Below are 24,562 nucleotides of genomic sequence, written 5' to 3' on the forward strand. Positions count from 1 at the left end.
AGGCAACACCGGTATGCTGCGGAGGCACAGGCAGCTTTCCAGCACCCAGAAACAACGTCCGCAGGCCCTCAAGTGAGCAGCCGGGGCATTGCCGGGGCATTGAAGGAGACCGGTATGAAAAAGGATCTGCATTTAAAACTGACCGTACGGCTGTACAGCGACGATGACCGCCGCTGCTTTGGCCCCGGTATTGCAACGCTGCTGCGCAGAGTCGAACTGCACCACTCCCTGCGGGCGGCAGCTGCCTCCATGGAGATGGCGTATTCCAAGGCGTGGCGGATCATCCGCACGGCAGAGGATGTGTTTGGCTGCAAGCTGCTCTCCTCCACCATCGGCGGACAGCATGGCGGCGGCGCGGTGCTGACTCCGGAAGCCCGGCGCCTGCTGGCAGCTTATGAGGCCTATGTAGCGGATGTGGACGCATACAGCCGGGAAAAATTTTGCCAGGCTTTCGACTTTTGCCAGGATCTTTCTGAAACCGCAGAGGACTCTTCGGAAATTTCCCAATAGCTGCACCACGTGCAAATCCCGGTGGGGATTCTCGTCTATAAAGGACAAAATAAGAGGAGCCATGCTTTGCATGGCTCCTCTTTCTTCTCTTGGGCTGTCTTCGTTTATTTCTCCGCAGGCTGAGTGGGATCTTCCTCAGTGGGGCTGGGAACGGGATTCTCTTTATGCTGCACCATAGCGCGGATCAGCTCCACGGTACCGCCAAGGCCGAGATAGCTGCTGTCAATGCAGAAGTCATAGCTCTCCACGGCGCCCCATTTCTGGGAGGAATAGTATTCATAATAGGACGCACGGCGCTTGTCGGTCTTGATGATCAGCGACCGGGCCTTTTCCGGCGTGATATTCTGCCGCTTGGCCACCCGCTGAATCCGAACATCCATGGGAGCGTGGATGAAGATGCTCAAATGATTGGGATTATCCGCCAGTGCGTAGTCCGCGCAACGACCGATAATGACGCAGGGACCCTGCTCGGCGATGTGGCGGATCGTATCAAAGGTAGCCAAATACACCTGCTGCTCCAGGGAATCGCTGGTACCCGCGCCAGGCAGGCTGAACATGTAGGAGTCCATGGCAATGGAATAGAGCAGGCTCTTGGGCCGCTCATCAAAATTTTCAAAAATCTTCTCGCACAGACCGCTTTTCTCCGCCGCCGCACGCAGCAGCTCTTTATCGTAGAACGGGATACCCAGCTCCTTGGCTACGCGGATACCGACTTCCTTGCCGCCGCTGCCGAACTGCCGTCCGATGGTAATGATGGTCTTCATGGAGATCCCTCCTCTCTTTGTTGTATTTATTATACTGCGAAATGAAAGCGCCGTCAAATTAAAAACAGGGAACCGCTCCGGCACATCGGCCGCTTCCCTGTTCCAGATCGTCCCGCAAAAAGGCCCGATGGATGGCATTGAGTACCCGCTTTTTGTCTCCGCTCCATGCCGGTGCCAGCAAGTCTCGCTTGGCCCCGTCACCGGTAAGGCGGTGAATCACCACCTCACGGGGCAGCACCCGAAGGCACGCCTCCAGCACGCGGATATATGTCTCCAGGTCCAGCACCGGTACTCTGCCCGCCTCCCATTCCGCAGCCAGGTCCGTCCCCCGCAGCACGTGAAGCAGGTGAAACTTCACGCCGTTCGCACCGGAGTCCCCAATATATCGGGCAGTTTGGACCATCATCTCCTCCGTCTCCCCCGGCAAGCCCAAAATCTGATGGACCACCACCTGAACGCCGATTTGATGGAGCTGCTCCACCGCCCGGTCGTAGACCGGCAGTTCGTAGCCCCGGCGCAGGTATGCCGCAGAGGCGGGATGGATGGTCTGAAGCCCCAGCTCCACCCACACTTCCTTTTCCGCCGCACACGCCGCCAGCAGCTCCAGCACCGGCGGTGGCAGGCAGTCCGGTCGGGTAGCCACGGAGAGGACTACCACGTCCTCCGGCTCTATCGCCTCCCAATACAGCTGTCGGAGGTGCTCCACCGGGCCGTAGGTATTGGTGAAGGACTGAAAATAGGCGATATATTTTGCGGCAGGCCCCGCCTTGGCCGCCACCCGGGCTTTGGCGTCAGACAGCTGCCGGGAGATCTCTCCCTCCGCTGCAAAGGCCCCAGACCCGTCGCAGAAAATACAGCCCCGGGTGCCCAGCGTGCCGTCCCGGTTCGGGCAGGAGCAGCCGGAGGAGAGCGCCAGCTTATAGACCTTGGTCCCATACCGCGCCCGCAGCACATCGTTCAGACGGTTCCAATACACGCCTCATCCTCCTCCAATCTTTCAAGCCGTCGGCCCCTCCGCGAAACAGTCAAGGGCCGGAGCACATGACATGCTCCGGCCTTTGCGGGTTCTCGATCCGACTTCAATTTCCAATGATTTGCTCTTTCGGCTGCATTAAGTCTGCGGCATTTCCTTTCCCAGCCGCTTGTACATGGTCTTTTTCACGGCCCGGAGAATGTTCTCATAGCCGGTGCAGCGGCAAAGATGCCCGGAGAGGAGCTTGCGCAGCTCCGCGTCGGTGTATTCCTTTCCGCTCCCCAAGATCTCCCAGGCGGTGAGAATAAAGCCCGGCGTGCAAAAACCGCACTGAATGGCTGCTTCCTCCACAAATGCCTGCTGGATATCGCTGAGTTCCCCGTTGGGGCCCAGCAGGCCCTCCAAAGTGGTCACATGCTTACCTTCTGCCCAGACAGCCAGGTAGATGCAGGAGTTGAATGCCTCCCCGTCAATGATAACGGTGCAGGCGCCGCACTCACCAACCTCGCAGCCTTTCTTGACAGAGGTCATGCGGTAGTCATTGCGCAGCATGTCAGTCAGGCTGGCCCGTACATCTACCGTGCGCTCCACGTCCTTGCCATTGAGATTGAAATGTACCGTCTGATATTGCATCACATGCCGCTCCATTACAGCTCACCTCCCGCCCGTTTTACCGCTTCGATGAACGCCCGTTTGGCGCTCTCCACGGCAATGTGCATCCGGAAATCCCTGGCGGCACGCCAGGAGTCCCGAGGATTGATATCCTCCTTCACGGCCTGGCTGAACCGCTCCGCCAGGTCCATGGAAACCGGCTGCCCGGCGGCCAGAGCCTCGGCCGTGGCCGCCCGCAGAGGCACGGGTCCTGCCACGCCAAAGGCAACCCGGGCACGTTCCACCGTTTTCTTATCGGCGGAGAGGCGCACATTCACAGAGGTTCCCAATGTGGCGATATCCATGGCATTGCGCATGGCGTACTTGATGTAATAGCCAAAGGTATTCTCATAGCTGTCTCTGGGAATCAGGATGCCGGTCTGAATCTCTCCCTCGCGGATGTCTACCTTTCCGGCCTTGATGTAAAAATCGTGAATGGGCTGGCGGCGGACACCATCCGGGCCCGTCAGCTCTACAATGGCATCGTAGGCATGGAGCGTGGAGGCAGAGTCAGCAGAAGTGACACCATTGCAGGTGTTGCCGCCGATGGTTCCAATATTGCGGATCTGGGGGCCGCCCACCTGATCCACCGCCTCACCCAGTACCAGCATATACTGCTGGATCAGGGGGTCCCGGGTGATGTGGGAAAAGCTGGTGAGAGAGCCGATACGGATGGTACCGTCATCCTCCATTTTCACGCCCCGGAGTTCATCCAGGCCGTAAATGGAGACCAGCTCCTTGCCGGCCCGTTTGCCCTCCCGCATCTGCACCAGCACGTCGGAACCGCCGGCGATGATCTGAGCCTCGGGATGGGCCAGGCGGAGGGCCACCGCGTCGGCCACGCTGGTGGCCTGATACAATGCTTTCATATCATACATAGGTGGTTCCCTCCTTTATTCTTCAATGAGTCCAGCCTCTTTAAACTTCCGATAGAGGACGTGAGGCGTGATGGGGCAGGCGTCAAAGGCAACGCCAGTAGCATTCAAAATGGCGTTGCGGATGGCAGGGGCCGGAGAGCAGGCCGGAGGCTCGCCCAAGGCCTTGGTGCCGTATGGAGAAGTGGGCTCCGCGTTCTCCACGAAGGCCGCCTGCAGCGTGGGATGGTCCATAAAAGTGGAAAGCTTATAGTCCAGAAGATTGTTATTGAGGGGGCGGCCCGTCTTCTCGTCGAACTTCAGTTCCTCGGAAAGGCCGTACCCGATGCCCATGGACATACCGCCGTGGACCTGAGCCTCTGCCAAGGCGGGGTTGATGAGGGTGCCGCAGTCGTGGACGTTGACGATGTTCAGGAGTTTCACCTTGCACATGGGAATATCCACTTCCACCTCGGCAAAGGAACAGCCGAAAGAGTAGGCGTTGGACTTGATCTGAGCCGTGGTCTCCGCGGTGATGTGCTGGCTGTGCTCCAGGGAATACAGGCTCTCCATCGCCAGGTCCCCCAAGGACTTGAGCACCCGGCCGTCGCTCTTGCGGATGATCTGACCGTCCACCAGATCCAGATTGGAAACCGGCATCCGGGTCTGCTCATGGGCGATGTCCAGAATCCGCTCCCGCAGCGCTCTGGCGGTCTGGACAATGGAAAAGCCGCCGATATAAGTCTGACGGGAGGCATAGGCACCGGTGCCGTAAGGCGTCACGTCGGTATCCTGGGAGGAGACCACGTGGACGTCGGAGAGGGGCACACCCACCGCGTCCGCCACCATCTGGGAGTAGGCGGTGTCGCAGCCCTGGCCGATCTCTGTCTCACCGGTCTGGAACTGAAGGGAGCCGTCCTGATTGACCACCATCCGGCAGGAGGAGGACTCCAGAGAGATGGGCCACACAGCGGTATTGTACCAGAACACCGCCATACCCACGCCCCGGCGGATGGGGCCGCTCTGGTTTTTGTAGAGCTCATACTTGCGGCGGTAGTCGATGGCGGCAATGCCCTTGTCCATACACTGGTTAAAGGTGTCGCTGTAAAGCTCGTTCTTGGAGAACGGATCGGTATAGCCCACCGGCATCAGGTTCTTGCGGCGGAATGCCTCCGGTTCCATGCCGATTGCCTTACAGATGTCGTCGATATGGCACTCTCCGGCAAACATGGCCTGGGGGATACCGTAACCCCGCATGGCGCCGGCGGAGGGGCGGTTGGTAAACACCGTCCAGCAGTCGCATTCCAGATTGTCACAGGGATAGAGCTGAGGGAATGCACCCATTCCCTTGGCCACGATACCGTGACCGTGGGAGGCATAAGCCCCCTGGTTGGAAAACGCCTCGAACTTCCGGGCCACCAGAGTACCGTCCGGCCGGACATAGGAGATGATATGGGTGCGGATCGCATGGCGGACACGGTTGGAGACGAAGGTCTCCTCCCGGGTGCACTCCAGCTTCACAAGACGCCCGCCCATCTGGGTGGAGCACCAGGCGCAAAGCGGCTCATAGAGTGCGTCCTGCTTGTTGCCGAATCCACCGCCGATATAGGGCTTGATGACACGGACCTTGCCCCAGGGAATCCCCAGCGCCTGGCCCACCACCCGGCGGACAATGTGGGGGATCTGGGTGGAGGTCACCACCACGACACGCCCTGCCTCCTCGTAGGCAAAGCAGCCGTGATTCTCGATATGACAGTGCTGCACCGTGGGGGTATCGTACCACCCCTCCACCTTGATGAGGCCCGGCTCCTGGCGGGCTGCCTCATAGTCGCCCTTTCGGATATCGGTATGCGCCAGAATATTGTTGGGATATTCCTCATGAATCTGGGGCGCGCCGTCTTTCATCGCCTCCTGGACATCCAGCACAAAGGGCAGCTCCTCGTATTCCACTTTCAAAGCCCGGACACCCTGCACAGCCGAGATCTCGTCTTCCGCGATGACCACCGCCACCTCGTCGCCATAATAGCGCACATGACGGTTCAGCAGCAGCCGGTCCGCCACATCCTGATGGGCGGGGTCCGTGGACCAGGGATGGCCGGCGGTAGGGAACGGAATGTCCGGCACGTCAAAGCAGGTCAGGACCTTCACCACACCGGGAATCTCCCGGGCCGCGGAGGTGTCGATGGACTTCACGTAGCCGTGGGCAATGGTGGCATGGCAGATTTTCACGATCAGCGCACTGCGGTCGCACAGATCGTCCGTATACTTCGCGCGTCCGGTGGCCTTTTCATAGGCGTCCACACGGACAACGCTCTTTCCGACACTTTTGCTCATAAGCCTCTCTCCTTTTTGGTGGAATTCCGGCGGATCATCGGATATACTAGAAAGAAAAACGAGGTGAATCCAATGGAACACAACGTCTCACTGGGATGTGTAGTCATGGCTGCCGGAAATGCCCGGCGGTTTGGAACAAACAAGCTGGCCGCCCCTTTAGGCGGGCGGAGCCTGATTCTGCGCTGCCTGGAAGCCGTTCCGGCAGAGCAGTTCAAACGGGTCGTGGTTGTGACGCAATACCCGGAGATCATGCGTCTGGCCGGGGAATTTCACTTCGCCGCCATCCATAACGACGCCCCGGAGGCAGGCATCAGCCACACCATCGCCCTGGGACTGACTGCCCTGCGGGACTGCGATGCAGTCCTCTTTCAGGTCAGCGACCAGCCGCTGCTGCGCCGGGACAGCATCGCCCATCTGGTGGACTGCTGGCGGCAACAGCCGAACAAGCTGGCCGCGCTGAGCCATGGCGGCGTACGGGGAAATCCCTGCATCTTTCCTGCCCGGTTCTTTCCGGAGCTTTTGACCCTGACGGGAGATCACGGCGGAAACACCGTTATCCGCCGCCATGAGGAGGAGCTTATCCTGGCGGAGGCACCTGCGGCAGAACTGACGGATGTGGACACACCGGAAGCACTGCAGGCCCTGGCACAGCCCCGAAAGGAATGACTTCCCTGGGAGAGCGAATTCCGCTCTCCCAGGGCTTTTTTTACTTGCGGCTGTACGGCGTATCCTCCAGCGGCAGGCTGGTGCGCAGCTTTCCGTCGTAGCGGTAATAAGCGTCCGCAATGGCTGGTGCCGTAGGAATCGACGTGATCTCGCCGATGCCGATGGCACCGCAGGCCACGTTCAGTCCGGGCTTTTCCACGATGATGGGCGTGATCTCCGGGATCTGATTGGCCCGGAAGAGCCCCAGCGTCCCGTACTTGGCGGTGGGTTTGCAGTCTACCAGCGGATACCGCTCCGTCAGGGCAAAGCCCATGGACATCACCACGCCGCCTTCGATCTGTCCCTCCACCGAGGTAGGGTTGACCGCCTTGCCCACATCATGGGCCGCCACCAGCTGGCGGATACGGCCCTCTTCGTCCAGGATGCAAACCTGGGTGGCATAGCCGTAGGCGATGTGGCTGACCGGATTGGGCACCGGCGCCCCAAGCGGGTCCGTTTTGCCCAGGTACTCTCCATAAAACTCCTGTCCCTCAAGATCTGACAAGGAGTTTTCCTTGAGTGCTTGGATCAGGTCCTGACAGGCTCTGCGGCAGGCCTCACCGGTGAAAAGCGTCTGGCGGGAACCGGAGGTGGTACCGGAATCCGGGGCGCTGTAGGTGTTGGACCGCTCATAGACCACATTTTCCCGGGAAATCCCCGTCTGGCCGCAAACCATCTGGGTCAGCACGGTTCCCAGTCCCTGGCCGATGCAGGAGGCACCGGCGAAAATGTGGACTTTGCCGCCTTCGATCACCAGACGGCACCGTCCCGTATCCGGAATGCCCACACCCACGCCAGCGTTCTTCATGGCGCAGGCAAGGCCCACATACTTATTGGCGTCCACATAGGGCTTTACCGCCTCCAATGTCTCCGCAAGGCCCGTGGACTCGTCCACGATCTGGCCGTTAGGCAGCTCCTGACCCGGGCGGATGGCATTTCGGTAGCGGATCTCCCAGGGAGTGATGCCCACAAGATCCGCCATTTGATTGAGCAGTGTCTCAATGCAGAAGCAGGTCTGGGTCACGCCAAAGCCCCGGAAAGCACCGGCAGGAGGATTGTTGGTATAATAGGCCCAGCCGTCGATCTCAAAGTTTTGATAGTTGTATGGTCCCGCCGCATGGGTGCAGGCCCGCTCCAGCACGGGGCCACCCAAAGAGGCATATGCACCGGTATCGGCGATGACCTCTGCCGCCACGCCCTGGATGATGCCGTTTTCATCACAGCCAATGGAGAATTCCATTTCCATGGGATGACGCTTAGGATGGATCAGGATGCTCTCCGCCCGGGTGAGCTTGACTTTGACGGGCCGCTTGGTCAGATAGGCGATCAGGGCGGCATGGTGCTGAACCGTCACGTCCTCCTTGCCGCCGAAGCCGCCGCCCACCAGGCAGTTGCGGACTTTCACCAGCTCCGCCGGAAGGCCCAGCATCCCCATGATCTCGTGCTGGGTATCATAAGCGCCCTGGTCCGTAGAGAGTACCATCACACCGTCCCCGTCCGGGTACGCCACAGCGCACTCCGGCTCCAGGAAGGCATGTTCCGTCCAGGGAGTGGAAAAGTGCTGGGTGAGAACGTGTTTGGACTTGGCGATGGCCTCCGCGGGATTGCCCCGCTGGATATGCTTGTGGGCCAAGAGGTTCCCGGAGCGGTGCACCAGCGGCGCATCCGGGGCCATGGCCTCCTTGGGATTGCGGACCATGGGGAGTTCCTCATAGTCCACCTTCACCAGCGCCTTGGCCTTTGCCAGCGTCTCCGGGTCCTCTGCCGCCACCAGGCAAATGGCATCGCCCAGATAGTGGGTGATGTCGCCCACGGCGATCATGGTGTCCCAGTCCTTCATCAGATGGCCCACCTTGTTCTGCCCGGGAATATCCGCGGCTGTCAGGACGCACACCACGCCCGGCAGGGCCTTGGCCTCCTCCGTATGGATGGCCAGCACTCTGGCCCGGGGATACTGGGAACGAACGGCACTGCCGTAAATCATGCCGTCCAGATAAATGTCATCGGGATACTGTCCGGTGCCGGTGACTTTCTCCGCCACGTCCACTCTGGGGACCCGCTGGCCCAAAGACCAGTCGGTGGGGGCCGGGGGCACCTTGCCCGCCCGGAACACCTCTGCCGCCAGCAAAATGGCATCGATGATCTTCACATATCCGGTGCAGCGGCAAATGTTGTTTCGGATGGCGTATGCGGCCTCTTCCCGGGTGGGAGACGGGTTTTGATCCAGCAACCCCTTGGCACTCATAACCATTCCCGGGATACAAAAGCCGCACTGGACTGCTCCGGCAGTGCCGAAGGCATAGGTATAGACGTCCTTTTCAAAGTCGCTGAGCCCTTCCACGGTGATGATCTGCTTTCCCTCCAGCTTGTCGGTCTGGGGAATGCAGGCCTTGGTAGGCTTTCCGTCAATCAATACCGTACAGGTACCGCAGGCGCCTTCACTGCAGCCGTCCTTCACGGAAGTAAGATGCAGTGTGTCCCGCAGGAAGCGCAGCAGCTTTTGGTTGTGCTCCACTGTCACGGTCTGACCGTTTACGGTAAATGTAGCCATGGCAAGAATCCTCCTCTGCCGCCGTGCCCAACCCTGGTCCCACGGTCTGTCTGTTCTCAGAAAGGTCAACCTTTCTTTTTCCCTATTATACAATAAAAACAAGGATGCCGCAATCGTCCTTTGGCAAAAGCGCTATTCTACTTTATGTATTACGCTTTTCCAGTGGCGGAAGCTCCCAGCCCACCGCCAATGCACCCCGGCGGACGGTGATCTCTGCCTGGGGGTCCAAAATGTGGTTGCTGACGCCCAGCGGGAAATCCGGCGTCAGCACCGCATCCCGCAATGGGTACTGAAAGCCGGTCTCGTCCACGCCCTCCGCCCGGTCTCCCAGGCAAAAGGCGGAAAACAGCCCCCACTCCACGGTCTTTTTCACCTGCAGCGACTCATTTTCAAGAACGGTCCACACGAAATCATTGTCGTATAAAAAGCCGCGGGCCCCTCTGCGCCGCAGATACAGCAGCGTCTGAAGGTTGGCCAGGGTGTGATCCAGACGCTTGCCGCCGGTTCCTCCGTAGATCCAAAAGTCCGTGCAGCCCCGTTCCAATCCCAGCTTGACGGCAGCCAGCGTATCGGTGTCGTCCTTTTCCACCGGCAGACGGCGGACCCTCTCCCCCGCGTCCGGTGCTTCCATAGAGTCAAAGTCCCCCAGGATTACATCCGGTGTAAGGTGTTCCCGCTGGCAGACCCGGTATCCCGCATCCGCGGCAATCACCAGATCACCAGGCATGCCGGGACGCTCCCGCAGTCCAAAAAAAGTTCCGGCGGCAAAAATGAAACAGCGTTTCATATCGGTTTCCCCCTATTCTTTTGGACAGTGTACCACGATTCCCCCAGGTTGGCAATTGGAAATGGACACGCCCTCTCCCGTTGGGAGAGGGCGTGTCTCATTGGATATGCTCCTCGCAGAAATTGTCCAGTACACGAACGCCCATTTCCTCCGGCTTTGCCACCGGAAAGGTCGCAATGGTCACCGAGTCAAAGATGGGACAAAGACGCTTTTCCGGCTCCAGGCGAAGGCTTGGCATCTGTGCAGACTGGTCTGGACGTCTTTTCAGCATGGAATCACCCCGGCAGCAGTTTGCGCGGAATCGGTCAAATTATGCGGCTGCTGTCGGTTTCATCCCCGCAAAGCCTTGCAAAATCAATCATTTCCAGGTGCTCCAAAAAAACAAAAATTTTTTTCAAAAAACCTATTGACAATTTTCCTCTTTTCTGTATAATAATATCTGTTCGCTGCGGTCGATAAGTGAGCGGCTGATAAACATAGCGGGTTTGTGTAAGGGTAGCACAGCAGACTCTGACTCTGTATGTGAGGGTTCGAATCCTTCACCCGCTGCCAGAAGATCCTGAATCCAATGGATTCAGGATCTTTTTTGTTTTCCGGACATTTCGTCAGCTGCCATTCTCCGTGGAAGGCCGTTTCCCTGGGCCACGGTTCTGCAGGACGTAGTTTACGATGGCTCCCGAACACGCTTCAGGACTGCCTGCATAGAAAAGCGGAAGGCAACCTCCTCTGAGGAATTGCCTTCCGCTTGTTTTATGCCAAACGCCGTTCTTCTCCGGGCATGCATCGAAATCCGCATGCCTTATGAATCATGTCTGCCGAAAAAGCCCCGCAGGAATTTTCCCTTGGCCGGTGTCTTCTTCAGACGCTCCACCTGCTTTTCCGCACCTTCAAACTGCTGTGCCGCAGCCGCCTCATATAACGCCAGCGCCTTATCCAGGTCCCGCTTGACACCGGCGGCATGCTCATAGCACCAGGCCAGATGATACTGGGCGCGAGGGTAGCCCTGGTCCGCCGACTGGGTATACCACTTTACCGCTTCCTGCCAGTTCTGCTCCACACCTTCGCCGGTTTCATAAAGATACCCCAGATTACATTGGGCAGTTTTATCGCCCTGGTCCGCCGCGGACCGATACAGCTTTGCCGCCCGAACAGGGTCCTTTTTGACGCCCCGGCCAAACTCGCAGCATACCCCCAGGTTCAGTTGCGCCCGGGCAAGCCCCTGCTCAGCAGCGGCTCCATACCATCTGGCTGCCTGCGCCCAGTCCTTCCCAACACCCCGGCCGCTTTCATACATATGCCCCAGGTTGCACTGGCCCGTGGCGTCCCCCTGCTCCGCGGCACGGTGATACAGTTCCACCGCTTTTTTCAGGTCCTGCTCCACGCCCTCGCCTCGCTCATAGCATACGCCCAGATCACACATGGCGGGTACAGAGCCGGCTTCTGCCGCTTTTTGATACCATTGTACCGCCTGCTCCCGGTCCTGCTCCGTGCCCCGGCCGTAGTCATAGGCCCGGCCCACACAGTACATTCCCCGAGGGTCTCCCTGGTCGGCGGCTTTCTGGTACCAGGCCAGCGCACGCTTTTCATTTTTCTCCACACCCCGACCATGCTCGTAGCACCAGGCCAGGTTGCATTGGGCACGGGGCATCTCCTGCTCCGCAGCGGCGCGATACCACTTTACCGCCTCTTCCCAGCTCTGCTCCACACCCCGGCCGGTCTCATAGCAAAAACCCAGATTACACTGTCCCGGCGCGTTTCCCAATTCTGCGGCCTTGCGGTAGAGTGCGGCTGCATGGTCAATATCCTGCTCTACGCCCTCGCCCCTCTCATAGCATACACCCAGATCGCACATGGCCGGAGCCGATCCGGCCTGTGCCGCCCGCTCGTACCAGCGGACAGCCTCTTTTGCGTCCTGCTGTACGCCCAGGCCATAGTCGTATGCCCGGGCCATGCAGAACAGGCCGCGGGGATCCTCCTGTTCCGCAGCCTTGCGGTACCAGGAGAGTGCCTTCACCGGATCTTTCTCCACGCCCTGACCGTGTTCATAACACCAGGCCAGATTGCACTGAGCACGGGAAAGCCCAAGTTCCGCAGCCTTGCGGTACCATTTGACGGCTTCGCTCCAGCTTTGCTCCACACCCTCGCCGATCTCATACAGAAAGCCCAGGCAGCACATGCCGTCCTCTTCACCCTGTTCGGCGGCTTTTCGATACCACTTGGCCGCCTCCTCCTTGTTCAGCGGAACGCCGCGGCCCCGCTCGCAGCAAAGGCCCATGCACAAAAGTCCCCTGGGGTACTCCTGATCCGCCGCGGCCCGATAGAGACGGACAGCTTCTCCATAATCCCGCTCCAGGCCCTTGCCGTACTCATAGCACCACGCCAGATTGCACTGGGCCCTGGGATACCCCTGGTCTGCCGCAGTGCGGTACCATTTCACGGCCTCTTCCCAGTTCTGCTCTACGCCCCGGCCGGACTCGTAGCAAAAGCCCAGGCAGCACTGCCCCGGCGCATGGCCCTGCTCTGCGGCCTCCCGATACCACTTGGCCGCCTGATCCAGGTTTTCCTTCACACCGGTGCCGAATTCAAAGCAGCGTCCCAGTTCCGTCTGTGCGGCCGGATATCCCAGCCAGGCGGCGGACTGATACCATTTCACCGCCTCCTGATCACTTTGCTCCGTGCCGGCTCCGCGGCGGTATGCCTCTCCCAGCAAAAACTGTGCCCGGGGAAATCCCTGCTGGGCACCTTTTTGCAGGCACTCCAGCGCCTTGGCCTCATCCTGCTTGACGCCGATGCCGTATGTATAGCAGTACCCCAGATTCGTCAGCGCAGGCATATAGTTTTTGGCCGCTGCCTGGGCATACAGCACCACCGCCTGAGCGGGGTCTGCCTCCACCCCGATTCCCGTCTCCAGGCACCAGCCCAGGTTCGTCAATCCCAGAGCGTCTCCCTGGGCCGCCGCCTGCTGATAACAGGCCAGGGCGTCTGTGCCCCGCTTCTCCTCCACGGCCTGGTTGCCCAAAGTGACCCAGTCGCTGGCAGTGAGTTCCTCTTCCGGCACCGCAAGAAAAAACGTCCCGCCGCAGCGCGGGCAGACATCCGGCTCCTGGCCCTCCGCCACAAAGCCGCAGTCCGGATTTTCACAACGATAGTACTCCATCTCCATGGTTGTCGCCTCGCTTGATCAGGTATCGTCCGATTCAAAAGGGACGTCGGACGTATCATAGAAATCCAGAAAAGAATGGGCCTTTCCCCGGTACTTGAACCCTGGGAAGGTGTCCAGCTGTACGCCGTGAATGGCGCGGAACATGCTCTTTTCAATGTTTGGGTTCGTCTTTTTCAATTCCCGCAGCAGCAGCTTCATCTCCTGCCGCTTGCTCTCTCCCACGCCGTCCCCGGCGGCATCCCGGGCCTCCGTAAAGCGGCAGGCGCACTGCAAAAAGCGCAGGTGATTGTAGTTCTTCCATGCAATGATCGCGTCCTCATGGACGCAGTAGAGCGGCCGGATCAACTCCATCCCCGGGAAATTCCGGCTGTGGAGCTTGGGCGGCATGGTCTGCATCTGCGCGCCGTAAAAAAGGCCCAGCAGCGTGGTTTCCAGCACATCGGACATGTGGTGTCCCAGCGCGATCTTATTGCACCCAAGCTCCTGGGCTTTGCTGTACAAAAAGCCCCGACGCATCCGGGCGCAGAGATAGCAGGGATTCTTCTCCACCTGGACCGTGACGTCAAAGATGTCGCTTTCAAATATAGTGATGGGAATCCCAAGTGTTCGGGCATTTTCCTCGATCAGCGCCCGGTTGGCAGCATTATAGCCCGGGTCCATCACCAGAAATTCCAGGTGGAAGGGCCGGTCTGTATGCCGCAGCAGCTCCTGCATCAGCTTGGCCAGAACCATGGAGTCCTTCCCGCCGGAAATACATACGGCGATCCGGTCTCCGGGACGAACCAGCTCGTATCGCTTTACCGCCGCGATAAAGGGGTTCCAGAGCGTCTTGCGATAGGTTTTGATGAGACTGCGCTCGGCAATCTCCTGAGGGGTAAGTTCACGGGACATAGGACCTCCAAGAAATATGAACTGCAGATACACCGGAATTGATGTCTGCTGTGTGAAAATATCAAACCAGCATTACAGCCAGATGGCACCCAGCTTCAAAATGGACGCAAATACCCGGCGATGCCAGGGCCGCTGGTTCCACTCCTCCAGTGTGTATGGCTGGCTCTGGGCCATGATGGCATCCATATCCTCCAGCAGTTCCTCCACGGCCGGCATATGGTACAGCAGCACGCCGCATTCATAGTGGAGCTGGAACGTACGGTAATCCATGTTGGTGCTGCCCACCAGTGCCACTTCCCGATCCACCAGGACACTCTTAGCGTGGAGAAATCCCGGCGTATAGCGGTAGATCTTCACCCCGTGGGAGAGCAGTTCGCCCCAATAGGTCTCCGCCACCATATAGACATACTTTTTATCCGGAATGGCGGGCACCATCAGCCGGACATCCACACCGCCATCCGCCGCGATGCACAGGGCCCGCTGCATATATTCCTCTACCGCATAGTACGGCGTCGTGATGTAGAGGATGCGGCGGGCAGAGGAAATCAGCTGCAGGTAAGTCTCTTCAATGGGGTTATCCGGGTTGTTCATGGGGCCATCGGTAAACGGCTGGCACCAGCCGTTCCCGGCTCCTTCCTGCCGGGGACGGTAATAGTCATCCTCATTGGGCAGTGTGCGGCCGATCATCTTCCACATCTGGATAAACTGACGGGCAAAGCCCCAGGCCCCTTCTCCCTCGATGCGAACGCCGCTGTCCTTCCAGTGACCGAAGCGGACGATCAGGTTGGCGTATTCATCCGCCAGGTTGATGCCGCCGGTATAGGCATAGTAGCCATCAATCACTGCGATTTTCCGGTGGTCCCGGTAGTTGAAATAGATGCGGTTGACATAGCGATGGACCGGGTTAAAGACTTCCACTTCAATGCCGGCATCCTGAATCGCCTGCAGCATGGTATCCGACAGTCGGGTCAGATTTCCGAAATCGTCAAAGATCACCCGTACTTCCACCCCGGCCGCCGCCCGCTGGCGGAGGACCTCAAAGATCCGGTCCCAGATCCCGCCCTCGGCAATGATATAATACTCCAGGAAAACATAAACTTCCGCGCGGCGCAGGTGGTCGATCAGATCTTCAAAATAATCGGCTCCCTCTCCGAAATACTGCGCCTGCGTATTGCGGTAAAGCCAGAAGCCCCGCTTTTGCAGATAAGCCGCCAGTCGGCCCCAGGCCGGTGACTGACGGCTCAAGCGGGATACATTGGCGGCGCTTTCCATCCGCAGGCTCTCCCGTTCCAGCGGCACCGGGATCTTCCGCAGGCTCAGACTCTTGGCCTGGTGTGTGCCGCCCCAGAGGCAGAACAAAATCATGCCGGATACCGGCAGTGCCAGCAGAAGACACATCCACACCAGCTTATAGCTGGGACTTCCGTGCCGCTGATACACCCGCACCGCCACTACCGTGCCTGCCAGGCGCAAAACAAAGTAAACTACATTGGCTGTCTCTTCCAGCAGGCGGGTCACCAGAAGGGTAATGGCAATCTGCGCGATGACCGTCATCGCACACATGGAAAGGCTGGTTACAGCAGAGATCCGCCGCTCTGTCCGCTCTTCGGTCCCAGTTCGTTTTCTTGACATGGAAGATCCCTCCCGTCCCTTTCAGCATATCCGTTTGCCCCGCTTTGATGCGCCGACAGCAACCTATTGAATTCTATTATAGCGAACCGCCTTGCCAACCGCAATTACGATTCTGTAACAAAACCGGTCCCGCCGTTGTGACGGGACCGGTTCCATAATCAGATATTCTCGCTGTTCTGGCGCAGAAGCGCCTGCTTGATGTCCCACAGCTTCTGGCTCAGGTCCACGTAATAGGTGTGAGGATTCTCGCAGCGCTTCACCTCATCCCAGAGGGTATCCAGCTGCTGCGCACAATACTGCTGGATCTCCTGCAGGGTAGGACGCTGGTATACCAGCTTACCCCCCTGGAACACCGGTACCTGCAAAACCTTAGCGGTAAAATCCGTAAAGGTCTTGCGTTTCCAGGTCGCCTGAGGATCAAAGATCTCCAGCGGCTGGGACTCATCCACCGTCTCGTCATACACGGTGATGTAATCCGCCTCTGCCTTGCCAGTGGCTTTATCAAAGAGGCGGTACGTCTTTTTGAAGTGGGGGGTGGTGATCTTGCTGACGTTCTCGCTGACCTTGATCTTGGGGATGATGTTTCCATTGTCATCCTCAATGGCCGCCAGCTTATACACCCCGCCGAACACCGGTTCACTGCGGGCGGTGATCATCCGCTCACCCACGCCGAATATATCAATCTGTGCACCCTGGTCCAGCAGATCCCGAATCAAATACTCATCCAGAGAGTTGGACGCGCAGATCTGGCATTCCGTCCAGCCGGCCTCATCCAGCATCTTCCGGGCCTCCCGGCTCAGATATGCGATGTCACCAGAGTCAATGCGGATGCCGCACTTGCGGATTCCCTTGGGCTTGAGCACCTCGTCAAAGACCCGGATGGCATTGGGAACGCCGGATTTGAGCACATTGTAGGTATCCACCAGCAGCGTAGCGCTGGTGGGATAGATTTCACAGTAAGACTTGAATGCCTCGTATTCCGAATCGAACATCTGCACCCAGGAGTGGGCCATGGTACCGCCGGCAGGAACCCCATAGAGCTGATCGGAAATGGCGCAGGCCGTTCCCTTGCAGCCGCCGATATACGCGGCCCGGGCGCCGGTGATGGCACCGTCAGTGCCCTGAGCCCGGCGGGAACCGAATTCCAGCACCGTCCGGCCCTTGGCCGCCCGGACGATCCGGCTGGCTTTGGTGGCAATCAGGCTCTGGTGATTGATGGTCAGCAGCGTGAAAGTCTCAATCAGCTGGGCCTCAATGGCAGGAGCCCGGACGGTAACCACCGGTTCCCGGGGGAAGATGGGCGTCCCCTCCGGAATTGCCCAGATGTCGCCGGAGAAATGGAAGTTGCGCAGGTAGTCCAAAAATTCCTCGGAGAACAGCTGCTTTTCCCGGAGATACTGAATGTCCTCCTCGTCAAAATGCAGGTTTTCAATATAGTCGATCAGCTGGTCCAGCCCCGCGCAGATGGCAAAGCCGCCCTGATCCGGTACCGTTCGGAAAAACACATCAAAATATGTGATTCGGTCCTGATACCCCGCCTTAAGGTATCCGTTTCCCATCGTCAGCTCATAAAAATCGCAGAGCATGGTCATGTTCAATTTTTGTTCGGTTTTCATATCACACCTCAAAATCTATCGGCATCGGGTGTCGCTGAAATTATTATAACAGGCAGGAATGGAAAAGCAATTGCTTTTCTAAAAAAACGTCAAATTTTTGTCAATTTAATGTGAATTATGGATTGACAAGGCGGAGCTCCTCCCCTATGATGAAATCAATCGGCGGCTGGGCCGCCATTGGAAAGGACGCTTCACCATGGACGTGATTTTAGGAATTGACATCGGCGGCTCCACCACAAAAATCGTGGGCCTGCGGGCAGACGGCTCTGTGATCTCCATGCTGCGGGTACGGGCGGAGGATCAGGTAACCAGCCTGTACGGCGCGCTTGGAAACTATCTCACCAGCAACCATCTGACTCTGGGAGACGTGCGCCGTGTGGTGCTGACCGGTGTGGGTGCCTCCTTTGTGGACGGCGATATCTATGGTTTACCTACCTGCAAGGTGGACGAGTTCTCCGCCAGCGGCACCGGCGCACTGGCCCTGTCCGGTCAGGACTCCGCTGTGGTAGTCACCATGGGCACCGGCACCGCCTTTTTGTGGGCGGAGCAGAACGGCACCGTACGGCATCTGTGCGGCAGCGGCATCGGCGGCGGCACACTGGGCGGGTTGTGCCGTAAGCTGGTAGGCATGGAGCGGTTCGGCCAGATCAAAAAGCTGGCAGCGCAGGGAGATCTTAATCAGGTGGATCTGACCATCCGGGACATCACCTGTAATCCCGCCCCTACTCTGGACCCCACCCTGACTGCCGCCAACTTTGGCAATCTGGCAGAGGATGCCACCCCGGCGGACCTGGCGGCAGGTGCAGTAAATCTGGTGCTCCAGGCCATCGGTACCATGACAGTTTTGGCCTGCCAGTGCTGCTCCAGCCGCACGGTGGTGCTGACCGGTTCCATGACAACGCTGGACCAGGTCCATATCAACTTTGAAAACTTTGAACACCTCTACAATATCCACTATATCATCCCCGAAAACGCCACCTTCGCCACGGCTATCGGCGCCGGGCTCTGCAGTCTGCGGAAAAAGCATATCGACTGACCGCCTCCTCGGAACAGCCCTTTCAATCCTGAACGGACGCAGCAGCGGCCGCTTCTGGTCGGGCTTCATCTTCCTGTCATATGACGCCCCTGCAAAGCGCAAAAAACGCTCCCGAACCTCATGGGCTCGGGAGCGTTTTTCCGTATGACGGTTTTTTCTTACTGGTCCTCTTCGGGAGTCTCAGGTTCCTCCTCGTCCAGGCTGGTCAGATCAAACTCCAGCTTCTCGCCGCAGTTGGGGCAGATAACCTCGCCGTCCTCCAGCACGGACTCATCAAAATAGATGGTCTCCTCGCAGGTGGGGCAGGTGGTGGCGTAGCAATCCTCGTCCTCGTCCAGGTCGTCGTACTCGTAGTCGCCGTCGTCCTCGTCGTCCTCATCCTCGCCGAAGACCACGTCCTCCACGTCCTCCAGATCGTCGCTGACGGCATCCAGGCCATCGGCCAGCTCCGCCTGCTCGTCCTTCATGTCCTCCAGCTCCAGCGCAATATCATCCAGAACGTCGATGATGGCGGAGAGCAGCTTGCCCTCCTTCTTCTCGGTATCCAGCTCCATGCCTTCCGCCAGGCCCTTCAGGTAGGCAACCTTCTCGGTGATTTCCATAACAACGTCTCCTTTCGATTTCAGAAAATATCCTATTTACTCGCTTCAAAGACAGAGCTGACTCTTTCGCCTTTGAAGTTCCCGTTGGGATCACATCTATCCGGCACCTCCATGGACAAATACTTCCCCGGAGTTCCTCTTTTCATGCCGGTGCGGATGAATCGAAAGGGGGGACACGGTCCCCCCTTTTGATCATTACTCCTTGCAGCGGCCCAGATACTCGCCGGTACGGGTGTCGATCTGGATCTTCTCGCCCTCGTTGATGAACAGAGGCACCTTGATCTGCGCACCGGTCTCCAGCGTGGCAGCCTTGGTCACGTTGGTAGCGGTATCGCCCTTGACGCCGGGCTCGGTCTCGGTGACCACCAGGTCCACGAAGTTGGGCACTTCCACGGTGAACACGCTGCCCTTATAGCTGACCAGAGAGCACATGGTGTTCTCCTTGACAAACTGGAAGGAATCACCCAGCACGTCCTTGTTCAGGGGGACCATGTCATAGGTCTCGGGGTCCATGAAGTAATACAGATCACCGTCGTTATAGCTGTACTCGGCGTTCTTGCGCTCCACAGCCCCCTGCTCAAACTTGGCGCTGGGGTTGAAGGCCTCTTCACGAACGGCACCGGTGATGACGTTCTTGTACTTGGTGCGCACAAAGGCAGCGCCCTTGCCGGGCTTGACGTGCTGGAAGTCCACGACCAGCATGGGCTTTCCATCCATCTCGAAAATCATACCCTTCCGGAAATCGCCGGCAGTAATGGTAGGCATAGTTTTTTCCTCCTCACAAATCTACGAGAAAACGACCTGCGGAAGGACATTTTCTCTGTTTTTTCCGTAACAGTAAAATTACCTAGAATATTTTATCTTATGTTGTCCGCTATTGCAAGTATTTTTCAAGCTGCTTCCCGTTTTTTTCAGGTCTTTTTTCCCAGTCTCCGCCGGCAAACGGCTTTAAACGGCGCCTGAAGTCCATGGAGGACCTTCTGCCAGGCGGTCACGGCGCCGCCCACCGGCTCCACCATCAGCGCCAGGACACCGGCGCGGTGGGCAGCCAGCATATCTGTGAGCAGCTTATCCCCCAGCATGGCGGTCTCTTTCCGAGACGCACCTGCCCGGGCCATAGCCGCCTCCAGTCCCCGGGGACTGGGCTTTCCGGCGTGGCCCTGGTACCCCACGCCGAGATCCGCGCAAAATTCCGTCACCCGCTGGCCGGAGCGGTTATTGGAGACGATCATAAACGTGATGCCTTCCGCCTTCAGCGCCGCGATCCAATCCCGCAGCGGCTGATCGGGCCGACGAGTCTTTTTGGCCGCCAAGGTAAAGTCCAGGTCGCTGAGCAGCAGGGTGATCCCCCGCTGGCGCAGGAATGTGGGGGTAATCTGGGCATAACAATCAAAAATACAGTCCGGTGTCAGGGAAAAGGGCATGGCTGGCTCCTTTGCTGCATAAGTTTTTCTGTCATCAGTATAACAGGCAAATCATCATTGCACAAGGGGGAGATCGTTTGCAGGTATATCTATCCGTAACGCCCGGTCAGCTGCGGGAGGCAGCCCAGTACGGACGTTCCTTTGCCCATGTGGCCTATCGGATCGGTGAGGACTCCTCCCTGCTGCGGCAGAATCTGCTGCTTCAGACGCAGGGCGGCCTGCTGTCCGTCAGCGACCGGGAGGCCCCTGTGATCCGGGAACCTGAAAAGCTCTCCGCCGCTATTTTGCGGGAGTGCGGACGGCGAGGATATACCGGTGTGGTGCTGGATTTTGAGGAACCGCCCCGGCAGGACCGGCAGCTTTTCGTTCAGCAACTGGAGCAGTCCCTCTCCGCCTCCCGCCGCTGTCTCTATGTCCCGGAGACATATATCCGGGCAGCACCGGGGGCGCTGATGCTGCTTTGCACCGCCCTTTCCGGCGGGAACTTCGTCCAGCGCCTCCAGGAGGCTGCGGAACAGCGGGGCGGCGCTGGTCATCTGGCCCTGGACATCCAGCGGCTGCGGATGGACTTTCAGCTTCCCGCCCCCAGCGGCGAGGGGACTCCTCTGTCCCAGGAGGCACTGGATACCCTGATGGCCACGGAATCCCCCAGCGTATTTTTCTCTCAGGATCTGTGCGCCCGCTACTTCACTTACACCCGAAACGGCGAGACCCACTTCGTCCTCTACGACGACGCCGACACCCTTTCTCAAAAGCTGCGTACCGGCGCCTCTCTGGGATTCCCGGCAGCCTTTTTCGCGTTTCCGGAGGTCCGGGACCTTCTGCCCAGGCTCTTTCCCAGAAGGCGGTGAGAAAAAACGTGCCGTACCAACTGGTACAGCACGTTTTTTTCATCAATAGTAGCGCTTCTTGTTGTTCTTGCGAGCGGCCTCAGACTTCTTGCGGCGCTTGACGCTGGGGCTCTCATAATGCTCTCTCTTACGAACCTCGGCGATAACACCAGCCTTGGCGCAGCTGCGCTTGAAACGCTTCAGAGCGCTGTCGATGGACTCGCCGTCCTTCACGTGGATTTCAGACATCTATATTTCCCTCCCTCCGAGGTATCCGGCTCAATCCAGGATACTTTAAGGGCCATACAATTTTATGGCTTTAACAAAGCTATTATACGGACCTGGCAGGCAAATGTCAAGGTCTTTTCCGGAAAATTTACAGATAAATACGCAGCGGAAGGTATCTATCCCCCCGCTGCGCAATACCCGGCACTGTTTGCAGCAGATTCCGCCCTCGCCGGTCGAATTTTCTTACTGAGGCTTGACGATCAGGTTCACCAGACGGTTTTTCACCAGAATGGTCTTGACGATCTGCATGCCCTCGGTGGCCTTCTGGACCTTCTCAACCTGCAGCGCAGCCTCCACAACGGCCTTCTCCTCGCTGTTGGTAGGCATGGTCACGGTGCCCTTGAGCTTGCCGTTGACCTGGATGGCCATCTCCACCGTGGCGGCCACGGTCTTGCTGGCGTCGAACTTGGGCCACTGGGCCTGGCAGCACATCTTGCCGCTCTCCTTGGCAAAGCCCAGCGTCTCCCACAGCTCCTCGGTGATGTGAGGTGCGAAGGGGTTGAGCAGCAGTAACAGGTACCGCATGTCGCCCCGGGTGCAGCCATTGGCATAGAACTCGTTGACCATGGTCATGAGGGCCGCGATGGCGGTATTCATCTTCAGGTTATTGATGTCGTCGGTGACCTTCTTTACCGTCTTGTGGATCACCGTCTCATTGGCAGGGGTTACGGCGTAGCTGGTGTCCGCCTGCTCAGCCAGGTTCCACACACGATCCAGGAACCGCTTGGAGCCCTTCACCGCGTCGTTGGACCAAGTTGCCGCCTTCTCGAAGTCGCCGATGAACATGATATAAAGCCGCATGGTATCGGCGCCGTACTGCTCGACGATATCGTTGGGGTTGACCACGTTGCCGCGGGACTTGGACATCTTCTCGCCGCCCTCGCCCAGGATCATGCCGTGGCTGGTGCGCTTGGCATAGGGCTCCTTGGTGGGCACCACGCCGATGTCATACAGGAACTTGTGCCAGAACCGGGAGTACAGCAGGTGCAGGGTGGTGTGCTCCATGCCGCCGTTGTACCAATCCACGATGTCATAGAGGAACTTGTGCCAGAAGCGGGAGTACAGCAGGTGCAGCGTGGTGTGCTCCATACCGCCGTTGTACCAATCCACGGGAGACCAGTAGTCCAGCGCCTCCTTACTGGCCAGGGCCTTGTCGTTGTGGGGGTCCATATACCGTAGGAAGTACCAGGAAGAACCGGCCCACTGGGGCATGGTATCGGTCTCACGCTGGGCAGGGCCGCCGCACTTGGGGCAGGTGGTGTTGACCCAGTCGGTCATCTTGGAGAGCGGGGACTCGCCGGTGTCGGTGACCTCGTAAGAGTCCACCTCCGGCAGCAGCAGCGGCAGCTGATCCTCCGGCAGAGGCACCCAGCCGCACTTGGGGCAGTTCACCAGAGGAATGGGCTCGCCCCAGTAACGCTGACGGGAGAAAACCCAGTCCCGGAGCTTGAAGTTGGTCTTGGGATGGCCCAGGCCCTGGTCCGTGATCCACTTCTTCATGGTGGGGATGGCCTCCTTGACGGTCAGGCCGTTGAGGAAGCCGGAGTTGACCATGATCCCGGTGTCGTCCTTGAGGGTGAAGGCCTCCTTGGTGATGTCGCCGCCCTGGACCACCTCGATGATGGGCAGGCCGAACTTGGTGGCAAACTCCCAGTCGCGCTGATCGTGGCCGGGCACGCCCATAACGGCGCCGGTGCCGTAGCTCATCAGCACGTAATCAGAGACATAAATGGGGATCTGGGTGTTGTTTGCAGGGTTGATGGCGGCAACGCCTTCCAGACGGACACCGGTCTTCTCCTTGTTGAGCTCACTGCGCTCAAAGTCGGACTTGTGGGCAGCCTCTGCCTGATAGGCGGCCACCTCGTCCCAGTTGGAGATCCGGTCCTTCCACTTATCCAGGAAGGGGTGCTCCGGAGAGAGAACCATATACGTGACACCGAAAAGGGTATCGCACCGGGTGGTGTAAACGGTCATGATGTCACCGGCGGTGGTGTGGAAGTCCACCTCGGTACCTTCGGACCGGCCAATCCAGTTCTTCTGCTGGATCTTGACCCGCTCAATGAAGTCCAGATCATCCAGATCGTCGATCAGACGGTCGGCATACTTGGTGATGGCCAGCATCCACTGACTCTTCTCCTTGCGGATGACCTCGCCGCCGCAGCGCTCGCACACGCCCTCCACGACTTCCTCGTTGGCCAGAACGATCTTGCAGCGGGTGCACCAGTTGACGGGCATGGACGCCTTATAGGCAAGGCCCTTCTTGAACATCTGCAGGAAAATCCACTGGGTCCACTTGTAATACTCCGGATCCGTGGTGTTGATCTCCCGGTCCCAGTCGAAGGAATAGCCCAGCATGTGCAGCTGCTTGCGGAAGTTGGCCACGTTGTCGTGGGTCACCTTGGCAGGATGGATGTGGTGCTGAACGGCATAGTTCTCCGTGGGCAGGCCAAAGGCGTCATAGCCGATGGGGAACAAAACGTTATAGCCCTCCATCCGCTTTTTGCGGCAGATGATGTCCATGGCGGTGAAGGGACGGGCGTGACCCACATGGAGCCCCTGTCCGGAGGGGTACGGGAACTCAATGAGTCCGTAGAACTTCTCCCGGGTCTTATCTCCCGTGACGGCAGCAAAGGGCTTCCCCCCCAGCCACTTTTTCTGCCACTTCTGTTCGATACTTGCAAAATCGTACTTCATGCTGTCTCTCCTTCATCCGTTTTCGGATTGGTATTGTCTTTGGTCAGAGCCCGCCCTGTGCGGGCCAAACGTGTAAAAAAACGCGCCCCTGACCGACTGGCCAGGGGCGTCATAAACGCGGTACCACCCTGTTTCAGCCGTCGGTCACCCGACCGGCCCTCTGTGATCCACCGGATCATGGACCGGTAACGGGGCCTGTCCGTCCCGCCCTACTGCTGGTTCAGGCAGGAGACTCCGGGAGCAGTCATGCGCGGAAT

21 protein-coding genes and 1 tRNA gene are annotated in these 24,562 nt (G+C 58.6%); 5 read left to right on the forward strand and 17 right to left on the reverse strand.

Annotated elements, in window-relative coordinates:
• Positions 1 to 114 precede the first annotated feature (114 nt).
• Entirely contained in the window at positions 115 to 510 is a 396-nt protein-coding gene (locus QZL67_RS11440; RefSeq protein ID WP_022290853.1) for a winged helix-turn-helix domain-containing protein, read from the forward strand.
• 104 nt (positions 511 to 614) lie between these two features.
• Here the strand turns inward: QZL67_RS11440 and QZL67_RS11445 are convergent, their stop codons facing one another.
• The 5 genes from QZL67_RS11445 to xdhA form a co-directional block, all read right to left on the reverse strand.
• On the reverse strand, positions 615 to 1,274 hold the full coding sequence (locus QZL67_RS11445; RefSeq protein ID WP_022290854.1) for an AAA family ATPase: 660 nt from the start codon (positions 1,272 to 1,274) through the stop codon (positions 615 to 617).
• A gap of 58 nt (positions 1,275 to 1,332) precedes the next feature.
• Complete coding sequence (locus QZL67_RS11450; RefSeq protein ID WP_022290855.1) at positions 1,333 to 2,250, reverse strand: TIGR01212 family radical SAM protein; 918 nt, start codon at positions 2,248 to 2,250, stop codon at positions 1,333 to 1,335.
• Positions 2,251 to 2,385: 135 nt separating this feature from the next.
• Positions 2,386 to 2,895, reverse strand: a complete 510-nt coding sequence (gene xdhC, locus QZL67_RS11455; protein WP_022290856.1) for a xanthine dehydrogenase subunit XdhC — start codon at positions 2,893 to 2,895, stop codon at positions 2,386 to 2,388.
• The gene (gene xdhB, locus QZL67_RS11460; RefSeq protein WP_022290857.1) at positions 2,895 to 3,776 is read right to left on the reverse strand and encodes a xanthine dehydrogenase subunit XdhB; all 882 of its coding nucleotides are present in this window, start codon (positions 3,774 to 3,776) and stop codon (positions 2,895 to 2,897) included. The genes xdhC and xdhB overlap by 1 nt, the downstream gene beginning before the upstream one ends.
• A 15-nt stretch (positions 3,777 to 3,791) precedes the next feature.
• On the reverse strand, positions 3,792 to 6,086 hold the full coding sequence (gene xdhA, locus QZL67_RS11465; protein ID WP_022290858.1) for a xanthine dehydrogenase subunit XdhA: 2,295 nt from the start codon (positions 6,084 to 6,086) through the stop codon (positions 3,792 to 3,794).
• A 72-nt stretch (positions 6,087 to 6,158) separates the two neighbouring features.
• Between xdhA and QZL67_RS11470 the strand changes: the two genes are divergently transcribed.
• The gene (locus QZL67_RS11470) at positions 6,159 to 6,752 is read left to right on the forward strand and encodes an NTP transferase domain-containing protein (protein WP_022290859.1); all 594 of its coding nucleotides are present in this window, start codon (positions 6,159 to 6,161) and stop codon (positions 6,750 to 6,752) included.
• Between the two features lie 40 nt (positions 6,753 to 6,792).
• On the opposite strand, the gene xdh is transcribed toward QZL67_RS11470, so the two are convergent.
• The 3 genes from xdh to QZL67_RS11485 all read right to left on the reverse strand — a co-directional run bounded on the left by xdh (position 6,793) and on the right by QZL67_RS11485 (position 10,400).
• Complete coding sequence (xdh, locus tag QZL67_RS11475; RefSeq protein ID WP_022290860.1) at positions 6,793 to 9,342, reverse strand: selenium-dependent xanthine dehydrogenase; 2,550 nt, start codon at positions 9,340 to 9,342, stop codon at positions 6,793 to 6,795.
• 142 nt (positions 9,343 to 9,484) lie between these two features.
• Entirely contained in the window at positions 9,485 to 10,129 is a 645-nt protein-coding gene (locus QZL67_RS11480; RefSeq protein ID WP_022290861.1) for a thiamine diphosphokinase, read from the reverse strand.
• Between the two features lie 97 nt (positions 10,130 to 10,226).
• On the reverse strand, positions 10,227 to 10,400 hold the full coding sequence (locus tag QZL67_RS11485; protein WP_292920345.1) for a hypothetical protein: 174 nt from the start codon (positions 10,398 to 10,400) through the stop codon (positions 10,227 to 10,229).
• A gap of 207 nt (positions 10,401 to 10,607) precedes the next feature.
• Between QZL67_RS11485 and QZL67_RS11490 the strand changes: the two genes are divergently transcribed.
• Positions 10,608 to 10,681: transfer RNA gene (locus tag QZL67_RS11490), tRNA-Gln, on the forward strand.
• A gap of 247 nt (positions 10,682 to 10,928) precedes the next feature.
• Here the strand turns inward: QZL67_RS11490 and QZL67_RS11495 are convergent.
• From QZL67_RS11495 to QZL67_RS11510, 4 genes are all read right to left on the reverse strand, one after another.
• A complete protein-coding gene (locus tag QZL67_RS11495) occupies positions 10,929 to 13,286 on the reverse strand; it encodes a tetratricopeptide repeat protein (protein WP_292920347.1) in 2,358 nt (785 codons plus the stop codon).
• 24 nt (positions 13,287 to 13,310) lie between these two features.
• A complete protein-coding gene (locus QZL67_RS11500; RefSeq protein WP_022290863.1) occupies positions 13,311 to 14,183 on the reverse strand; it encodes an ATP-binding protein in 873 nt (290 codons plus the stop codon).
• A 72-nt stretch (positions 14,184 to 14,255) separates the two neighbouring features.
• Positions 14,256 to 15,815 carry a cardiolipin synthase gene (gene cls, locus QZL67_RS11505; protein WP_022290864.1) on the reverse strand — a complete coding sequence of 520 codons (1,560 nt, stop codon included), beginning with the start codon at positions 15,813 to 15,815 and terminating at the stop codon, positions 14,256 to 14,258.
• Positions 15,816 to 15,973: 158 nt separating this feature from the next.
• Positions 15,974 to 17,431 (reverse strand): nicotinate phosphoribosyltransferase, encoded by a 1,458-nt coding sequence (locus QZL67_RS11510; protein WP_022290865.1) that lies wholly within the window; start codon positions 17,429 to 17,431, stop codon positions 15,974 to 15,976.
• Between the two features lie 196 nt (positions 17,432 to 17,627).
• Between QZL67_RS11510 and QZL67_RS11515 the strand changes: the two genes are divergently transcribed.
• Positions 17,628 to 18,467 carry a BadF/BadG/BcrA/BcrD ATPase family protein gene (locus QZL67_RS11515; RefSeq protein ID WP_022290866.1) on the forward strand — a complete coding sequence of 280 codons (840 nt, stop codon included), beginning with the start codon at positions 17,628 to 17,630 and terminating at the stop codon, positions 18,465 to 18,467.
• A 158-nt stretch (positions 18,468 to 18,625) separates the two neighbouring features.
• On the opposite strand, the gene QZL67_RS11520 is transcribed toward QZL67_RS11515, so the two are convergent.
• From QZL67_RS11520 to QZL67_RS11530, 3 genes are all read right to left on the reverse strand, one after another.
• Entirely contained in the window at positions 18,626 to 19,069 is a 444-nt protein-coding gene (locus tag QZL67_RS11520) for a CD1247 N-terminal domain-containing protein (protein WP_022290867.1), read from the reverse strand.
• A gap of 195 nt (positions 19,070 to 19,264) precedes the next feature.
• Positions 19,265 to 19,834: an elongation factor P gene (gene efp / locus QZL67_RS11525; RefSeq protein WP_022290868.1), complete on the reverse strand. Its 570-nt coding sequence runs from the start codon at positions 19,832 to 19,834 to the stop codon at positions 19,265 to 19,267.
• Positions 19,835 to 19,980: 146 nt separating this feature from the next.
• The gene (locus tag QZL67_RS11530) at positions 19,981 to 20,493 is read right to left on the reverse strand and encodes a YqeG family HAD IIIA-type phosphatase (protein ID WP_022290869.1); all 513 of its coding nucleotides are present in this window, start codon (positions 20,491 to 20,493) and stop codon (positions 19,981 to 19,983) included.
• 77 nt (positions 20,494 to 20,570) lie between these two features.
• Here QZL67_RS11530 and QZL67_RS11535 point away from each other — a divergent pair, with 77 nt between their 5' ends.
• Complete coding sequence (locus QZL67_RS11535; RefSeq protein ID WP_022290870.1) at positions 20,571 to 21,344, forward strand: hypothetical protein; 774 nt, start codon at positions 20,571 to 20,573, stop codon at positions 21,342 to 21,344.
• A gap of 42 nt (positions 21,345 to 21,386) precedes the next feature.
• Here the strand turns inward: QZL67_RS11535 and rpsU are convergent, their stop codons facing one another.
• Complete coding sequence (gene rpsU, locus QZL67_RS11540) at positions 21,387 to 21,572, reverse strand: 30S ribosomal protein S21 (protein WP_022290871.1); 186 nt, start codon at positions 21,570 to 21,572, stop codon at positions 21,387 to 21,389.
• 222 nt (positions 21,573 to 21,794) lie between these two features.
• Positions 21,795 to 24,305, reverse strand: coding sequence for a leucine--tRNA ligase (gene leuS / locus QZL67_RS11545; protein ID WP_022290872.1), 2,511 nt, complete (start codon positions 24,303 to 24,305; stop codon positions 21,795 to 21,797).
• Positions 24,306 to 24,562 lie beyond the last annotated feature (257 nt).

It is taken from the genome of Oscillibacter sp. CAG:155, assembly GCA_000436875.1.
In the GTDB taxonomy this organism is placed as follows: Bacteria; Bacillota; Clostridia; order Oscillospirales; family Oscillospiraceae; genus Oscillibacter.